The organism is Microbacterium sp. KKR3/1 (assembly GCF_021272365.1).
Lineage (GTDB): Bacteria > Actinomycetota > Actinomycetes > Actinomycetales > Microbacteriaceae > Microbacterium > Microbacterium aurugineum.
The window spans coordinates 34,354-48,994 of sequence record NZ_JAJSDW010000004.1 but is presented as its reverse complement, the minus strand read 5'-3'; the positions used below and the strand labels follow the sequence as shown (position 1 = coordinate 48,994).

The window sequence follows — 14,641 nt, the reverse complement described above, 5'->3', positions numbered from 1 at the left end:
GAATCCCCGGGTCAGCCCCGTCCTCGCCTTCGAATCGCGTGAATGGCCGCATCCGGCGCCGGAATCGGACCATTTGCGCGATTCGAAAGAGGATTCCCGCCACTAGGCTCGATCCGGCAACGTCGAGAAAGGCCCACGATGCCCTCTCGACTTCGCTGGATGCGGTTCCGCCCGGAGGAGGCCGCGCTCCTCGCGATCACCGCGGTCTGGGGTGGCACCTTCCTGCTCGTGCACTGGGCGATGGACCATTCCGGACCCTGGTTCTTCGTGGGCATCCGCTTCCTGATCGCGGGGCTGATCAGCGTCGTGATCTTCCGTCGAGTGCTGCGCGGGATCCGGTGGCGCGACGTCGGCGCGGGCGTGGCGATCGGGGTGATGATCTACCTCGGCTACGGCTTGCAGACGCAAGGGCTGCAGACGATCGACAGCAGCACCTCCGCCTTCATCACCGCCATGTACGTGCCCCTGGTCCCGCTCGCGCAGTGGGCCGTGTTCCGCACGCGTCCTCCGGTCATGGCCTTCGTCGGCGCGGGGCTGGCGTTCGTGGGACTGCTGTTCATCGCCGGGCCCGACGCCTTCGCGCTCACCCTCGGCACCGGTGAGATCGTGACCATGATCAGCACGCTGCCGATCGCCGCCGAGATCATCCTGATCAGCCTCTTCGCGGGAAAGGTCGATCTCGGCCGCATCACGGTGATCCAGCTGCTGACGGCCGGCGTCCTGGGGCTGCTCACGATGCCCGTGGTGGGTGAGAGCGTGCCGGAGTTCTCGTGGATCTGGGTCGGCTGTGCGGTCGGCCTCGGAGCGGCGAGCTGTCTCATCCAGCTGACGATGAACTGGGCGCAGAAGTCGGTCTCCCCCACGCGCGCGACCATCATCTACGCGGGTGAGCCGGTGTGGGCCGGCGTCATCGGACGCATCGCCGGGGAGCGTCTGCCCGTGACCGCCCTCATCGGCGGGGCACTCGTTGTGCTCGGGATCCTCGCGAGCGAGCTGAAGCTCGTGCGGCGCATGCGTTCGCCTGTGGACGCTCCGCCCATTGCGTAGCTCTCCTCTCCTGACGGAACACCTCCGAAGTTCACAGATCCGGGAATACTCCGCCGGAGCGCGCGTTGCACCGGGCATGATTGAAACTTCAACCGTCGCTCCGGTCGCCACGGAGCGCACGCGCGTCCGGGTGCCGCTGCGCTTCGGCGACGGCTTCTCCACGACCGCCGACGTCGTCACCTTCGACGGGCTCGTCGACGGCCGCGAGCACCTGCTGCTCGGACTCGGCGATTGGCGTGCAGCGCTCGAACGCGCGACCGAAGGCGGGGAGGCCCCGCTCGTGCGCCCGCACAGCGAGTGCCTGACCGGCGACGTCTTCGGCTCGGAGCGCTGCGACTGCGGCCCGCAGCTGCGCGAAGCCGTGGAGCGGATCGCGGAGGACGGCGGCTTCCTGCTCTACCTGCGACAGGAAGGTCGGGGCATCGGTCTCTACGCCAAGCTCGACGCCTACGCCCTGCAGGACGCGGGGCTGGACACCTACGAGGCGAACGTCGCCCTGGGACACGGCGAGGACGAGCGCGACTACACCGTGGCCGCCCAGATGCTGAACGCGATCGGCGTCGACGGCATCCGCCTGCTCAGCAACAACCCCGACAAGGCCGTGCAGCTTGAAGCGCTCGGCATCCGCGTGACCGAGCGGTTGCGCACCGAGGTGCACCTGTCGGAGTCCAACTCGCGCTACCTGCAGGCCAAGAGGGACCACACGGCGCACACGCTCGACCTGTCGGCGGCGTGACGCCCGGCGTGACACCCGAGGAGGACACCATGACGGCGGAGCAGCAGCATCCGCGGCGACTCGACGACACCGAGATGGACACCTGGCTCCCCGTCATCCGGTTCGTCCAGCTCCTCCCGCAGGTGCTCGACCGCACCCTCAAGGAGGAGGTCGGCCTCAACCACGCCCGCTACGCCATCCTCGTCACACTCGCCGGGCAGGGGGACGGCATCGTCACGATGACCGAACTGGCACGCATCGCGGGGCTCAGCCGCTCACGCCTGAGCCATGCCCTTGACTCGCTCGAGGAGCGCGGCTGGGTCGAGCGCACGTCCTGCAGCACCGACAAGCGAACCCTCTCGGCCGCTCTCACCCCTGCGGGTCGGGAGATGCTGCGCACGGCGGCTCCGGTGCACGTCGAGCAGGTGCGCGAACTGGTGCTGGATCCGCTCACCCCCGAGGAGCGCGACCAACTCGGGTCGATCCTCGGCAAGTTGCTGCCGGGAGTCACCGCAGCCCTGTAAAGGTCCGGTTCTGCTCTGAGCAGAACCGCTCGAAGCCTCCGGAGACCCCGGTTTATCGTGAGGCATGGCCGACATCGTCCCGTTCCCGAGCACTCCTCGTTCCGACCGTCCACAGCCCCACGGACCCGAGCCCCTGTGGCGACACCTCCTGGGCGACCAGCTGCGCCGACGTCGACACGACCGCGACGAGACACTCACCGCCACCGCGGAGAAGGCCGGCCTCTCGCCGCAATACCTCTCCGAGGTCGAGCGCGGGTTGAAGGAGCCGTCGAGCGAGATGATCGCCGCCATCGCGGGGGCTCTGGACACGAGCCTGATCGAGCTCACGAGCGCCGTCGCCGAGGAACTCCGCGCGACCACCACGGTCCCGCGCGGCGCCTTCGCTCTCGCCGCCTGAGCCGCGCGCGTCAGCCATCCGTCCGGCAGCGTGCTCACCTGCCCTGCGGCGTGCTCACCTGCCCGGCAGCGTGCTTCACCTGCCCGGCAGCGTGCTTCACCTGCATGAGCCGCGGACGGATGCATGACCACGGGCACCGCGCCACTCATGCATCCGTCCGTGAGTCATGCATCCGTCTGTCATCATCCGTCCGCGAGTCATGCATCCGTCCGGGGGGACCGTCAGGTGCGCGCGCCCAGCACGGTGTCGATCAGGCCGTAGTCCCGGGCGGCGGAGGCGGTGAAGACCCGGTCTCGGTCGGTGTCGGCGCGCAGCTCCGGAACCGTGCGACCCGTGTGCTCGGCGAGGATCTCTTCCATGTCGGAGCGCACCCGCACCACCTCGTCCGCCGCGAGGATCAGGTCGGGGATCGCACCTCGGGACTGTCCCGCGGGCTGATGCAGCACGATGCGCGCGTGCGCGAGGGCGGCTCGCTCCCCAGATTCACCCGCGGCGACGAGCAGCGCTGCGGGTCCGATCGCCTGTCCGACACACGTCGTGGCGATGCGCGGGCGGATGTGCCGCATGGTGTCGTAGATCGCCAGCGCCGCTCCGGGGTCGCCGCCCTCGCTGTTGATGTAGAACTGGATGCCGGACTCCGGGCTGTCGGCGTCGAGGTGCAGCAGTTGGGCGATCAGCGCGTTGGCGACGCCCGCATCGATGCCGGTGCCGAGATAGATGACGCGCTCGGCGAGGAGGTGCGAGTACACGTCCATGACCCGCTCCCCCCGGGGATGCTGCGCGATCACGTTCGGGATCGTGTAGCTGCTCATGCGTCCGCCCCCAATCCGACCCGCGGGCGTCGTCGCGGCATCACCTCGGCGATCGAAGCCACGATCCCGTCGATGAACCCGTACTCCTGCGCCTGGGTCGCGGTGTACCAGCGGTCGTGGAGCGAATCCTCGAAGATGCGCTCGAGGGGTTGCCCCGTGTCGGCGGAGATGAGTCCGAGCACGGTGTCACGCATGTGGCGCAGATCGTCGGCCTGCGTCTCGAGCTCGCCGGCGGACCCGCCGATCCCCGCGGAACCCTGATGCATCAGGATGCGCGCGTGCGGGAGGGCGCGTCGCTTGCCCGGCGTGCCCGCGGAGAGCAGGAACTGCCCCGCACTGCAGGCAAGGCCCAGGGCCAGGGTCGCGACGTCGTTCGGGACGAGTTGCATGAGGTCGCGGATCGCGAGCATGGACGGCACGGAGCCGCCGGGCGAGTGGATCCAGAGGGCGATGTCGGCGACGGGGTCCTCGGACGACAGTGCGAGCAGCTGCGTCATCAGCAGGGTGCCGTTGTCGTCGTCGAGCGCGCCGTCGAGCACGAGCACCCGCTCGTGGAACAGCGCACGCCGGGCCTCGGGGCCGAAGTGCGGGATGGGGTTGTCTTCGCTCATGCCCCCAGCTTCCGCTCTCGCGTGCCGCGTCCGGCGGGATTCTGCCGTGGGTGGCTCTGCCCTGAGCAGATGTCGAAAACGCGCCGTAACATCGCCGACTCACGGCACCCCTACCCTCGAGCTCATGGCGAAGCAGAAGGCACCGGCCTGGCAGTGGTCGGAAGACGGACTCAACTTCCGCACCCGCAAGTGGGTGCGCCCGGAAGACCTCAATGCGAACGGCTCCCTGTTCGGCGGGAGCCTGCTGAAGTGGATCGATGAGGAGGCGGCGATCTACGCGATCGTCCAGCTCGGCAACTACCGCGCCGTCACCAAGCACATCTCGGAGATCAACTTCGAAGCCTCCGCGGTGCAGGGGGATCTGATCGAGATCGGCCTGCAGGCCACACACTTCGGCACGACCTCATTGACGATGCGCGCGGTGGCCCGCAACATGATCACCCGCAAGCGCATCCTGACGATCGAGAAGATCGTGTTCGTGAGCCTGGACGACGACGGGGTGCCCACCCCGCACGGCTACCACGAGATCACCTACGATCGCGATCGGATGCCGACCGAGCGCATCGCGACCGGGACGATCCGACTGCCCTCGCTCTGACGCGGATCCCCCTGCGGCTACGCGGGAACGGCCTCTGCCGGCGCGCCGTTGCGGGAGGAATCGGCGACCGTGAAGGCCTGCGCGAGATCCGCGATCAGGTCATCGACGTCCTCCAACCCGATCGACAGCCGCAGCACATCGGCGGCCGGGCGGGCCTCGGGCGGCACGGGCCGGTGGGTGAGCGCCGCCGGGTGCTGGATCAGCGAGTCCACGCCGCCGAGCGAGACGGCATGGGTGAACAACCTCGTCGCCGTCGTCACGGCGGAGGCGGCAGCGAATCCGCCGCGCATCCGGATCGCGATCATCGCCCCCGTGCCGCGCATCTGCCGTTCCAGGATGCCGCGCGGATCGCCGTCGAGCCCGGGATAGAAGACCTCGGCGACCTCCGGCCGGTCGATCAGCCACTGCACGACCCGCTGCGCACTCCCCTGCTGGTGCCGCACCCGCACCGGCAGGGTCGTGAGGCCGCGGTGCAGCAGGTACGCCCCGAGCGGATGCAGGAGCCCCCCGGTCACCGCCCGCACGCGGCGCAGCGCCTCCGCGGTCTCTTCGCTGCAGGCGACGACACCGGCGATGACATCGCCGTGGCCGCCGAGGTATTTGGTGGCGCTGTGCAGCGACATCGCGGCGCCCAGATCGATCGGGTTCTGCAGCACCGGGGTCGCGAACGTGTTGTCGACCACGACCGGCACCGACCCGGCCTGGCGCACCACATCGGCGATGTCGGCGATGTCGAGGGTCGGGTTCGCCGGGGTCTCGACGACGACGAGGCCGGTGTCCGGACGCACGGCGGCGGCGACCTCGTCGGGATGGCAGTACGTGGTCTCGACGCCGAGCAGTCCGGAGCCGAGCAGGTGATCGGTGCCGCCGTAGAGCGGACGCACCGCGACCACGTGGCGTGCGCCCGTCGCGCCGGTGTGCGCGAGGATCACCGCTGTCATCGCCGCCATCCCCGAGGCGAACGCGACCGAGGCCTCTGCATGCTCGAGTTCGGCCAGAGCGTCTTCGAACCGGGCGACCGTGGGGTTCCAGAGCCGGGCGTAGACCATGCTGCCGTCCGCCGGCGGGCGGCCACCTGTGGCCATGGCCTCGTACGAGTCGCCCCCGCGCTCGATGTCGGGGAGCGGATTGGTCGTCGACAGGTCGATCGGCAACGCGTGCACCCCGAGACCCTCGAGGTCGGAACGGCCGCTGTGGACGGCGACGGTGTCGGGATGCAACGGTGCAGTCATCCCTCCACGTTGCCGGAATCGCGGCACTTTTGCAGGAAGTCGACAGGATCCACCATGAATCGAGGCCGTTTCGCTATTCTGTGCAGGATCCGTCCGACGAAGGAGCCGAAGGTTGGCGAAAGCACAACTCGATGAGACCGACCTCGAACTGCTCGCGGTCCTCACCCGCGACGCCGAGATCACGAACAAAGCCTTGGCGCACCGCCTGCGTCTCGCCGAGTCGACGTGCGCGCATCGCGTGCGGTCCCTGCGCGAGCGCGGGGTGATCCGCGACACCCGCATCCGTGTGGATGGCGCGGCCCTGGGCTTCCCGCTGCAGGCGATCATCAAGGTGCGGCTCGCGAATCACACGGGCGACAAGGTGACGGCGCTGTTCGATGCGCTCGCCGGCGTCCCGCGTGTGCTGCAGGTGTTCCACGTCGCCGGCGTCGACGACTTCCTCGTGCATGTGGCTGTGGAGGACGCGACGGCGCTCCGCGACATCGTCCTCGAGCACATCACCGTCCATCCCGTCGTGCGCGGCACCGAGACCCAGCTCGTGTTCGAACTGCGCGACGGCCCCGGCCCCCTCCCCCGCTGACCCCCCTCCCGTCCCGTCCCCCCCGTCCCGTCCCCGTCCCGTCCCCCGCCGGTTGCGGGATCAAAAGTGCGCCGGAGACGGGGCTGTCAGGCGCGTTTCTGCACTCGCACGCGACAAGATGGAACGCGCGACAAGATGGAACGCGCCACAAGATGGAACACGCGAGCAAGGGAGCACCATGAGCCGCAGCGCGACCGCCGCCACGCAGAGCATCCGCGAGATGCGGGACTTCCTCTTCGCCCATGCGACGGACTACGCGGCCGCGCGAGCAGGGTTCGCCTGGCCCGAGGTCGACGAGTTCAACTTCGCCCTCGAGTGGTTCGACGTGGTCGCCGCCGAGAAGCCGGATCGTCCCGCGGTGCAGATCGTCGAGGCCGACCTGAGCCTGCGCACCTGGACCTACGGCGAGCTCTCGACGCGATCCGACCAGGTCGCCGCCTGGCTCACCGGCCTCGGCCTCCGCCGGGGCGACCACGTGATCGTGATGCTGAACAACACGATCGAGCTGTGGGAGGTGATGCTGGCGATTACGAAGATCGGTGCGGTGTCGATCCCCACGTCCACGCTCCTGTCGGCATCGGACCTCGAGTACCGCGTCGACCACGGCCGCGCCCGCGCCGTCATCACCCTCGGAACCCTCGGCGACCGCGTCCTGACCATCGACCCCGGCATCATGCGCATCGGTGTGGGCGACGGCATCCCCGCGGGGTGGGAGCGCTTCGACCACTCGGCCGACGCCCCCGCCACCTTCGAACCGGTCGGACCCACCCCCGCGTCCGACACCGCTCTGCTCTACTTCACCTCGGGCACCACGAACCGCCCGAAGCTCGTGCAGCACACCCATGTCTCGTACCCGGTCGGACACCTGTCGACCATGTGGTGGCTCGGGGTGCGCCCCGACGACGTGCACCTCAACATCTCGTCGCCCGGTTGGGCGAAGCACGCCTGGTCGAGCTTCTACGCGCCGTTCCTCGCCGAGGCGACCGTGTTCGTCTACAACTACGCGCGCTTCGACGCGAACACCCTCATGCAGGTCATGGAGACTCACCACGTCTCGACGTTCTGTGCACCGCCCACCGTCTGGCGGATGCTGATCCAGGCCGATCTCTCGCGTCTCACCCACCCTCCGCGCGAGCTGGTCGGTGCGGGCGAACCGTTGAATCCCGAGGTCATCGACCGGGTGCGCGATGCGTGGGGCGGCACGATCCGCGACGGGTTCGGGCAGACCGAGATGACGGCGTGCATCGGGAATTCTCCGGGTCAGACCGTGAAGGTCGGATCCATGGGGCGTCCCCTCCCCGGCTACCCCGTCGTCCTGCTCGACCCGGTCACCGGGGCCGTCGTCGAGCACGAAGGGGAGATCGCACTCGATCTGACGAACCCGCCGCTCGGGTTGATGGCGGGCTACTTCGACGACCCGGAGACGACGGCACAGTCACGCGCCGGCGGCTACCACCACACCGGTGACATCGCGGTGCGCGATGCCGACGGATACCTCACCTACGTCGGGCGCTCCGACGACGTGTTCAAGGCCTCGGACTACAAGATCTCGCCGTTCGAGCTCGAGTCGGTGCTGCTCGAACACGACCTCGTGGTCGAGGCGGCGGTGATCCCGAGCCCGGATCCGACACGGTTGGCCGTGCCGAAAGCGTATGTCTGCCTTACCCCCGGAGCCACAGTCGCCGACACGGACGCCGCCCGAGCGATCTTCACCTACGCCCACGAGCGCCTGTCGTCGCACTTGTGGGTGCGGATCATCGAGTTCGTGCCCGAGCTGCCGAAGACCATCTCCGGCAAGATCCGTCGTGTCGAGCTGCGTGGGCGCGAGGCCGCGCGCGTGGAAGCCGGCGACGAAGCCGGACAGCACCGCGACCGCGACTATCGCTGACCGCTCAGGGGACCACCGCGATCGACGCGGTCGTCGGTGACGTCACCACGCGCGCCGTTTTGGACCCGACCGCGGGCCTCGACACCGGCACGGCTGCGGGCAATGCCTCATCCGTCTCACGCGCCGGCCGTCCGGCACCGGCCGCGGTCATGATGGCCCGCACGACACCGCCGATCACCAGCATCCCGACCAGCGCCGCTCCCGAAAGGATCAACGGCGTCCATTCCTGGGCGAACGACGCCGTGACGCTCAGCAGCGCACCGACGATCCACACCCCCACGGCTCCCCCGGCGAGCCCTCCGGACCCGCGGATCACCGCGACCGCCGCCACGATCGCACAGGCGGCGGCGATCGCCGCGCCCACATAACCGATCGGCACCATCACCGCAGCCAGATCGCTGGCCACTCTCATTGTCGTCATGACGACCCCCCGTCAGCGGAAATCCCGCTACCTCGACACTAGAAGTGTGTCTCGGAAAGGCCATCCGTCTCAAGTCCGATCCACATCATCCTGCAGACGGATATCTCGCTGGCGCGAAGGCGGCGTGGCGGACCCTCAGCGCCGACTCGGCCACCGCAGCCGGCGGGCACGCACCACGCGCACGGGCTGGGTGACGACGGCGTCCACGACCATCGAGCCGTCGGTCGGTCCGACGATCGCGATCGCCGAGGTCTCGGTCGCCTCGGCAGGCGCGACCGGGAGATGCGCGAGCGCCCGGTGCGCGCGGATGTAGGCGGGCACCAGCAGCACGATCGCCCCCACCCAGGCGAGCGGATTGCTCAGGGCGACGCCGTCGAACCCGATCCAGGCTCCGAGGACGATGGCTGCCCCGACGCGCATCACCAACTCGATCACGCCGGTCACGGTGGGCACGAGTGTGTGGCCGAGGCCCTGGAGCGCGCCGCGCAGCACGAACAGCATGCCGAGCGCCCAATAGCCGCAGCCGTTGATGATCAGCATCCGATGCGCCATGTCGACGACGTCGTCGGATCCCTCTCCGATGAACAGGCGCACCATCGGCGCGCCGAAGGCGATCAGCAGCACGCCGAGCACCACGCCGGCGCCGACCGCCATCCACGTCGCTTCGACGACACCACGACGGATGCGATCGGGCCGACGTCCGCCGTGGTTCTGCGCCACGTACATCGAGACCGCGAGGCCGAGCGAGGAGAGCAGCGCGACCGCGAGACTGTCGACCCGGGATCCCGTCGTGTACGCGGCGACGGCATCAGCTCCGAGGGTGTTCAACGCCACCTGCACGGTGAGCGTGCCGATCGCGATGATCGAGGCCTGGAAGCCCATCGGCAGGCCGAGGCGCAGGTGCTCGGCGATGTCGTCCCGCCCGATGCGCCAGTCGGCACGGCGGAGGTGCAGCATGGGCAGGCGGCGGCGCACGAACTCGAGACACAGCGCCACCGAGACGGCCTGCGCCACGACGGTCGCGAGGGCGGCTCCGCCCACACCCCATCCGAGCGGGCCGACCATCAGGACGACGAGTCCGACGTTCAACGCACAGGCGATGGTGAGGAAGACCAGGGGCGTCTTGGAGTCGCCGATGGCGCGGATGATCGCCGAGAGGTAGTTGAAGAACATGGTCGCGCTGGCGCCCAGGAAGCTGATCTGCGTGAAGGTCGTGGCTTCGGGCATGAGCTCGGCCGGTGTCTGCAGCAGCGCCAGGATGGGACCGGCGAGCAGCGGCGCCGCGACCGTGAGGATCACACTGGTGATGGCGCTGAGGAACACACCCGTCGCGACGGAGCGGCGTACGGCGGCATCGTCACGCGCGCCGAACGCCTGCGCGATCGGGATCGCGAATCCACTCGTCAGACCCCAGGCGAACCCGAGGAGCAGGAACAGCAGGCTGCCGGTTGCACCCACTGCGGCGAGCGAGGTGACGCCGAGGTGCCTGCCGACGACGATCGCGTCGGCGAACTGGTAGAGCTGCTGGACCACATTGCCGAGCAGGAGGGGGATGGAGAAGGCAAGGATGACGCGCCACGGACGGCCCGTGGTGAGGGAGGTGGCCATGAAGGAGCGGCTCGCAGAACTGGGGGATGGATCGGGGTGCACACCAGCATATCGAATCGATTCGAGGGCGGGGTCAGGCGGACTTCGCCGGGAGCAGCCGCTTGCGCAAGGCCAGGAAGAGCTGGAGATGCCGGAAGGCTCAGAGCAGACCGGTGTCGCGGGCGATGGCGATGGCGCGGGCACGACTGTCGGCGCCGAGCTTCTCGAACACGTGCACGAGGTGCGTCTTCACGGTGGCCTCCGTCACGAACAGGGTCTTCGCGATCTCGCGGTTCGAGGCGCCCGTGTCGAGCAGCCGGAGCACCGCCAGCTCACGTTCGGTCAGCCGCACCCGCGGTGCGCGCATGACCTGCACGACCCTTTCGCTGAGTTCCGGGGTGAGCACGAGCCCTCCGGCGGCCGCCTGACGGATCGCGCGAACGATGTCTTCGGGTGCCACATCCTTCAGCAGGTACCCGGATGCGCCGGCTTCGATCGCCCCGAGGATCTCGGCGTCACGGTCGAACGTGGTCAGGATGAGGACGGCGGGCGCCGGATCCAGCCCGCGGAGCGCGGCCGTCGTCTGCACACCGTCCATGCCATCACCGAGCCGCAGATCGCAGAGCACGACGTCCGGATGCAGGTGTCGCGCGAGAGCCACCGCCTCCTCGCCGGAGGCGGACTCCCCGACCACCTCGACGTCGTCACGATGGTCGAACAGCGAGCGCACTCCGGCCCGGACGATGGGATGGTCGTCGACGAGCAGCACGCGTACGGCGGTCATGCCGTGCCCTCCGTCCGCTGCGACGGCGCTGTTCCACCGAGCGGCACATGGGCCGACAGCGCGGTGCCATCGCCCGGGGCGCTCTCCACGTCGAGCCCTCCGCCGAGTTCCCGCAGCCGCGCGCGCATCGACCGCAGCCCGTAGCCCCCGCCCCGGCTGCCGATTCCGCCCTGCGTGTCCCAGTGCCGGGCGTCGAAGCCGACTCCGTCATCGACGATGTCGAGCCGCACCGCGTCACCGGCGTCGGCCAGGGTGACCACGACGCGAGAGGCCCCGGCATGGGACCGGACGTTCGCGAGAGCGGACTGCGCCGTCCGCAACAGGGCGACCTCCGCGTCGATGCCGAGCGCCGGGAGGTCGTCGTCGGCGTTCAGCGTCCCCTCGATCCCGGTCTCTTCGGCCAGTCGTGCGAGCATGCGGGCGAGCGCGTCGCCGAGCGCGGTGGACTCGAGTTCGGCAGGCATCAGCGCGTTCACGATGCGCCGCGCGTCCGCCATCCCCTCCGTGGCGAGCGCACCGATCTGTTCGAGCGCGCGGGTGCGCTGTGCCGGATCATCCGCCTCCAGCGCCGACCGTGCCAGCATCCCGATCGAGGACACGCTCTGCGCGACCGTGTCGTGGATGTCGCGAGAGACCCGGGTGCGTTCCGCGCTCGCCCCCGACTCGCGCTGGGTACGGGCGAGCTCGTCCTGCAGGGCCGCCATCTCCTCCTGCGTCGCGACGAGAGACGCGATCAGTCGACGCCTTTCCCGGCCGTCACGCACGAGCTCGAGGTACCCGCGGGAGATCCCCAGCGCGAAGACACCGCCGACGAGAGGACCGATCACGTTCGCGTAGGTCGTGGTGCCGGTGTGCAGCAGCGGGGCGGTGACCACGACGGCGAGCACCACCACGCTCAGCAGCAGCGCCCACCGCAGGCGCATCACGAAGCCGGCGAGCAGCCACAGCGGGAACGCGAGCCACACGAACTCCGGAGAGACCACGACCGCACCGAGCCAGATGAGCGTCAGCCCGAGCAGCCACCAGGTCGCCAGACGACGGTCGGAGGTCCGCTCGCCCAGCAGCAGGCCGCCGCCGTACCAGCCGAGGAAGACGAGCGAGAGGGCGAGCACCCACGGCAGCGGGACGCCGTCGGCGGCCGCACGCCAGGCGCCGATCGCGACCAGCACGACCGTGATGACGGCCTGGCCGATCCGGATCGACCCGACCAGGCTCGCCCACGTGCGCGGCGCGCGGATCCCTGCCGCGGGGTCGACGCGGCCGGGACGCTCAGCCCGCGTCTGCGGGGACGGCGACTGCGGCATCCTCGTATTCTCCCCCGCGCGGGCGGTCTCCGTGTCGATCGGCGCGGGATCCGGCACCCCCGACCTTCCCCGGCCACCACATCCGCTCGCCGACGAGGGCGAACAACGCGGGGACCACCAGGGTGCGCACGACGAAGGTGTCGACGAGCACCCCAATCCCGACGATGAGCCCGATCTGTCCGAGCGTGACCAGGGGCAGCAACCCGAGCGCCGCGAACACCGCCGCGAGCACGACTCCGGCGCTGGTGATCACCCCACCCGTCGCCGTGACCGCCCGCACCATCCCCTGCCGCGTCCCGACCGTCTGCGCCTCGATCCTGGCGCGATGGACGAGGAAGATCGTGTAGTCGATCCCGAGCGCCACGAGGAACAGGAACGACAGCAGCGGCACCTGCAGGTCGAGCGACTCCCATCCGAACACGACCCGGCTCAGCCACGTGCCCGCACCGATCGCCGCGACCGCGCTGAGGATGTTGACCGCGAGCAGCAGCACCGGTGCCACCAGGGAACGCAGCAGCACGATGAGCACGAGCAGACTGACCGCGAGCACGAGCGGGACGATGAGCAGCAGATCGCGCTGATTGCCGTCGCGCGCGTCGAGATCTGCGGCGACGGGCCCCCCGACCGCGGCATCCGCCGCCGGCACCGACGCCGCGGCCTCTCGCACGCCACGGACCAGATCGAGGCTCTCGGTCGTGCCCGGTGCCGGCTTTCCGACGACGAGCAGACGGGTGAGCGCGCCGTCGCTGCTGTCGCCCGTGGCCGACACCCGCAGCACACCCGGCACGTCGTCGATCGCCGCGGCCAGTGCCTCGGCCTCCGCCGTCCCCCCGATCACGACCATCGGCTGCGCCTCGCCCGCGGGGAAGTGATCCCCGAGCGTCGTCAGCCCCGCGGCGGACTCCGACGCGACCCGGAACTTCTCGACCTGGGTGAGCCCGACGGACGCCCCGGCCAGACCGCCGGCGAGGACACCGAGGAGCGCGAGGCCGCCGACCAGCGGCACCCACGGGCGACGGGACACGCGCTGTGCCACCACGCCCCACACGCGCCCCGTGACGGCGGTGTCGCCCACGCGCGGCGCGAACGGCCAGAAGAGCCGACGACCGCACACGGCGAGCGCCGGCGGGAGCACCAGCAGCACGGCGGCGAGCGCGATCAGGAGTCCGACGGCCGAGGCGATGCCGAGCCCCCGCGTGCCCGGGATCACGGCGAGGGCCAGCGTCGACAGCGCAAGGACCACGGTGACGTTCGAGGCGACGATCGCCGGAGCGGTGGCCCGCCACGCGGCTACCAGGGCGCGGCGGTGATCGGCCTCACGGGCGAGCTCTTCGCGATAGCGCGAGATGAGCAGGAGGGCGTAGTTCGTCCCGGCTCCGAACACGAGCACGCTGACGATGCCGGAGTCGAACTGCAGACCGAGCCCGGCGCCGATCGCGGCGGTCGCCTTGTTCGCCAGCTGATCGGCCAGCGCGACGACGACGAGCGGGATCATCCAGAGCACGGGTGAGCGATAGGTGACGATGAGCAGCAGTGCGACGATCCCGAGGGTCACGATCAGCAAGGTGAAGTCGGCGCCGTCGAACGCGGAGGCGACGTCCACACCGAACGCGGGACCACCGGTGACCTGCACACCGACCCCGTCGATCGGATGCGCCGCCACCGTGTCGCGCAGAGCGTGCACGGCCTCCGCGGCGGCATCATCACCGCCGTCGAGCGTCAGCGTCGCCTGGATCGCTGCGGCCTCGCCGTCGTCGCTGACGATCGGACCGCGCGGTTCGTGTCCGGTCTCCTCCTCGACGTCAGCCGCGAGGGCACCGAGGGCGGTGAGGTCGGCGTCGCGGAGCTCCCCGCCGTCGTCACGGGCCGCGACCAGCAGCACCGTGTGCTCGTCCGCGTCGGGGAACTGTTCGGCGAGCATCGCCGCCTGTGCGGATTCCGAGTCGGGCGGGGCGACGTCGGTGCCGGCGGGGAGCGACGCCCGTCCGAGCGCACCGAGGAGGGCGGTGAAGGCGACCACCGCGATCAGCAGGGAGACCCACGCGCCGCGACGGGAGGTGAGCCACAGGGGGAGGGAACGGAGGGTGCGGAGCATGGATCCAGTCCAGCCGCCGCGACTCCCCCGTGGATCGCGCGCGGGG

The 14,641-nt window shown here is 70.0% G+C and carries 15 protein-coding genes; 7 read left to right on the top strand and 8 right to left on the bottom strand.

Translation table 11 applies throughout. From position 1 onward, the window contains the following. Positions 1 to 159 precede the first annotated feature (159 nt). The 4 genes from LVJ59_RS16800 to LVJ59_RS16785 all read left to right on the top strand — a co-directional run bounded on the left by LVJ59_RS16800 (position 160) and on the right by LVJ59_RS16785 (position 2,683). Positions 160 to 1,047 carry a DMT family transporter gene (locus tag LVJ59_RS16800; RefSeq protein ID WP_232763876.1) on the top strand — a complete coding sequence of 296 codons (888 nt, stop codon included), beginning with the start codon at positions 160 to 162 and terminating at the stop codon, positions 1,045 to 1,047. A gap of 76 nt (positions 1,048 to 1,123) precedes the next feature. Further along, positions 1,124 to 1,783, top strand: coding sequence for a GTP cyclohydrolase II (gene ribA / locus LVJ59_RS16795; protein ID WP_232763875.1), 660 nt, complete (start codon positions 1,124 to 1,126; stop codon positions 1,781 to 1,783). A gap of 29 nt (positions 1,784 to 1,812) precedes the next feature. After that, on the top strand, positions 1,813 to 2,286 hold the full coding sequence (locus LVJ59_RS16790) for a MarR family winged helix-turn-helix transcriptional regulator (protein WP_232763874.1): 474 nt from the start codon (positions 1,813 to 1,815) through the stop codon (positions 2,284 to 2,286). 64 nt (positions 2,287 to 2,350) lie between these two features. Then, positions 2,351 to 2,683 (top strand): helix-turn-helix domain-containing protein, encoded by a 333-nt coding sequence (locus LVJ59_RS16785; RefSeq protein WP_232763873.1) that lies wholly within the window; start codon positions 2,351 to 2,353, stop codon positions 2,681 to 2,683. 221 nt (positions 2,684 to 2,904) lie between these two features. Here LVJ59_RS16785 and LVJ59_RS16780 read toward each other — a convergent pair whose 3' ends face one another. Next, the gene (locus LVJ59_RS16780) at positions 2,905 to 3,495 is read right to left on the bottom strand and encodes a ClpP family protease (RefSeq protein WP_134352502.1); all 591 of its coding nucleotides are present in this window, start codon (positions 3,493 to 3,495) and stop codon (positions 2,905 to 2,907) included. Then, on the bottom strand, positions 3,492 to 4,106 hold the full coding sequence (locus tag LVJ59_RS16775) for a ClpP family protease (protein ID WP_232763872.1): 615 nt from the start codon (positions 4,104 to 4,106) through the stop codon (positions 3,492 to 3,494). Before LVJ59_RS16775 ends, LVJ59_RS16780 begins: the two co-directional genes overlap by 4 nt. 124 nt (positions 4,107 to 4,230) lie before the next feature. Here LVJ59_RS16775 and LVJ59_RS16770 point away from each other — a divergent pair, with 124 nt between their 5' ends. Continuing rightward, positions 4,231 to 4,704, top strand: a complete 474-nt coding sequence (locus tag LVJ59_RS16770; protein WP_052193822.1) for an acyl-CoA thioesterase — start codon at positions 4,231 to 4,233, stop codon at positions 4,702 to 4,704. Positions 4,705 to 4,721: 17 nt separating this feature from the next. Here LVJ59_RS16770 and LVJ59_RS16765 read toward each other — a convergent pair whose 3' ends face one another. Further along, the gene (locus LVJ59_RS16765) at positions 4,722 to 5,936 is read right to left on the bottom strand and encodes a PLP-dependent aspartate aminotransferase family protein (protein ID WP_232763871.1); all 1,215 of its coding nucleotides are present in this window, start codon (positions 5,934 to 5,936) and stop codon (positions 4,722 to 4,724) included. 112 nt (positions 5,937 to 6,048) lie between these two features. Here LVJ59_RS16765 and LVJ59_RS16760 point away from each other — a divergent pair, with 112 nt between their 5' ends. Both LVJ59_RS16760 and LVJ59_RS16755 read left to right on the top strand, forming a co-directional pair. Continuing rightward, complete coding sequence (locus tag LVJ59_RS16760) at positions 6,049 to 6,516, top strand: Lrp/AsnC family transcriptional regulator (RefSeq protein ID WP_047524371.1); 468 nt, start codon at positions 6,049 to 6,051, stop codon at positions 6,514 to 6,516. 178 nt (positions 6,517 to 6,694) lie between these two features. Beyond that, a complete protein-coding gene (locus tag LVJ59_RS16755; RefSeq protein ID WP_232763870.1) occupies positions 6,695 to 8,404 on the top strand; it encodes an AMP-binding protein in 1,710 nt (569 codons plus the stop codon). Positions 8,405 to 8,408: 4 nt separating this feature from the next. Here the strand turns inward: LVJ59_RS16755 and LVJ59_RS16750 are convergent, their stop codons facing one another. The 5 genes from LVJ59_RS16750 to LVJ59_RS16730 all read right to left on the bottom strand — a co-directional run bounded on the left by LVJ59_RS16750 (position 8,409) and on the right by LVJ59_RS16730 (position 14,595). Then, on the bottom strand, positions 8,409 to 8,825 hold the full coding sequence (locus tag LVJ59_RS16750) for a hypothetical protein (protein WP_232763869.1): 417 nt from the start codon (positions 8,823 to 8,825) through the stop codon (positions 8,409 to 8,411). Positions 8,826 to 8,960: 135 nt separating this feature from the next. Then, positions 8,961 to 10,433, bottom strand: a complete 1,473-nt coding sequence (locus tag LVJ59_RS16745; RefSeq protein WP_131494443.1) for an MATE family efflux transporter — start codon at positions 10,431 to 10,433, stop codon at positions 8,961 to 8,963. 139 nt (positions 10,434 to 10,572) lie between these two features. Beyond that, entirely contained in the window at positions 10,573 to 11,196 is a 624-nt protein-coding gene (locus tag LVJ59_RS16740) for a response regulator transcription factor (protein WP_047524552.1), read from the bottom strand. Beyond that, complete coding sequence (locus LVJ59_RS16735) at positions 11,193 to 12,500, bottom strand: sensor histidine kinase (protein WP_232763868.1); 1,308 nt, start codon at positions 12,498 to 12,500, stop codon at positions 11,193 to 11,195. The genes LVJ59_RS16740 and LVJ59_RS16735 overlap by 4 nt, the downstream gene beginning before the upstream one ends. Further along, positions 12,466 to 14,595: an MMPL family transporter gene (locus LVJ59_RS16730; RefSeq protein ID WP_232763867.1), complete on the bottom strand. Its 2,130-nt coding sequence runs from the start codon at positions 14,593 to 14,595 to the stop codon at positions 12,466 to 12,468. The genes LVJ59_RS16735 and LVJ59_RS16730 overlap by 35 nt, the downstream gene beginning before the upstream one ends. Positions 14,596 to 14,641: the final 46 nt, after the last annotated feature.

Coding starts and splice junctions, on each gene's coding strand:
- LVJ59_RS16800 (WP_232763876.1), top strand. CDS start 160: ATGCGGTTCCGCCCGGAGGAGGCCGCGCTCCTCGCGATCACCGCGGTC.
- ribA (WP_232763875.1), top strand. CDS start 1,124: ATGATTGAAACTTCAACCGTCGCTCCGGTCGCCACGGAGCGCACGCGC.
- LVJ59_RS16790 (WP_232763874.1), top strand. CDS start 1,813: ATGACGGCGGAGCAGCAGCATCCGCGGCGACTCGACGACACCGAGATG.
- LVJ59_RS16785 (WP_232763873.1), top strand. CDS start 2,351: ATGGCCGACATCGTCCCGTTCCCGAGCACTCCTCGTTCCGACCGTCCA.
- LVJ59_RS16780 (WP_134352502.1), bottom strand. CDS start 3,495: ATGAGCAGCTACACGATCCCGAACGTGATCGCGCAGCATCCCCGGGGG.
- LVJ59_RS16775 (WP_232763872.1), bottom strand. CDS start 4,106: ATGAGCGAAGACAACCCCATCCCGCACTTCGGCCCCGAGGCCCGGCGT.
- LVJ59_RS16770 (WP_052193822.1), top strand. CDS start 4,231: ATGGCGAAGCAGAAGGCACCGGCCTGGCAGTGGTCGGAAGACGGACTC.
- LVJ59_RS16765 (WP_232763871.1), bottom strand. CDS start 5,936: ATGACTGCACCGTTGCATCCCGACACCGTCGCCGTCCACAGCGGCCGT.
- LVJ59_RS16755 (WP_232763870.1), top strand. CDS start 6,695: ATGAGCCGCAGCGCGACCGCCGCCACGCAGAGCATCCGCGAGATGCGG.
- LVJ59_RS16750 (WP_232763869.1), bottom strand. CDS start 8,825: ATGACGACAATGAGAGTGGCCAGCGATCTGGCTGCGGTGATGGTGCCG.
- LVJ59_RS16745 (WP_131494443.1), bottom strand. CDS start 10,433: ATGGCCACCTCCCTCACCACGGGCCGTCCGTGGCGCGTCATCCTTGCC.
- LVJ59_RS16740 (WP_047524552.1), bottom strand. CDS start 11,196: ATGACCGCCGTACGCGTGCTGCTCGTCGACGACCATCCCATCGTCCGG.
- LVJ59_RS16735 (WP_232763868.1), bottom strand. CDS start 12,500: ATGCCGCAGTCGCCGTCCCCGCAGACGCGGGCTGAGCGTCCCGGCCGC.
- LVJ59_RS16730 (WP_232763867.1), bottom strand. CDS start 14,595: ATGCTCCGCACCCTCCGTTCCCTCCCCCTGTGGCTCACCTCCCGTCGC.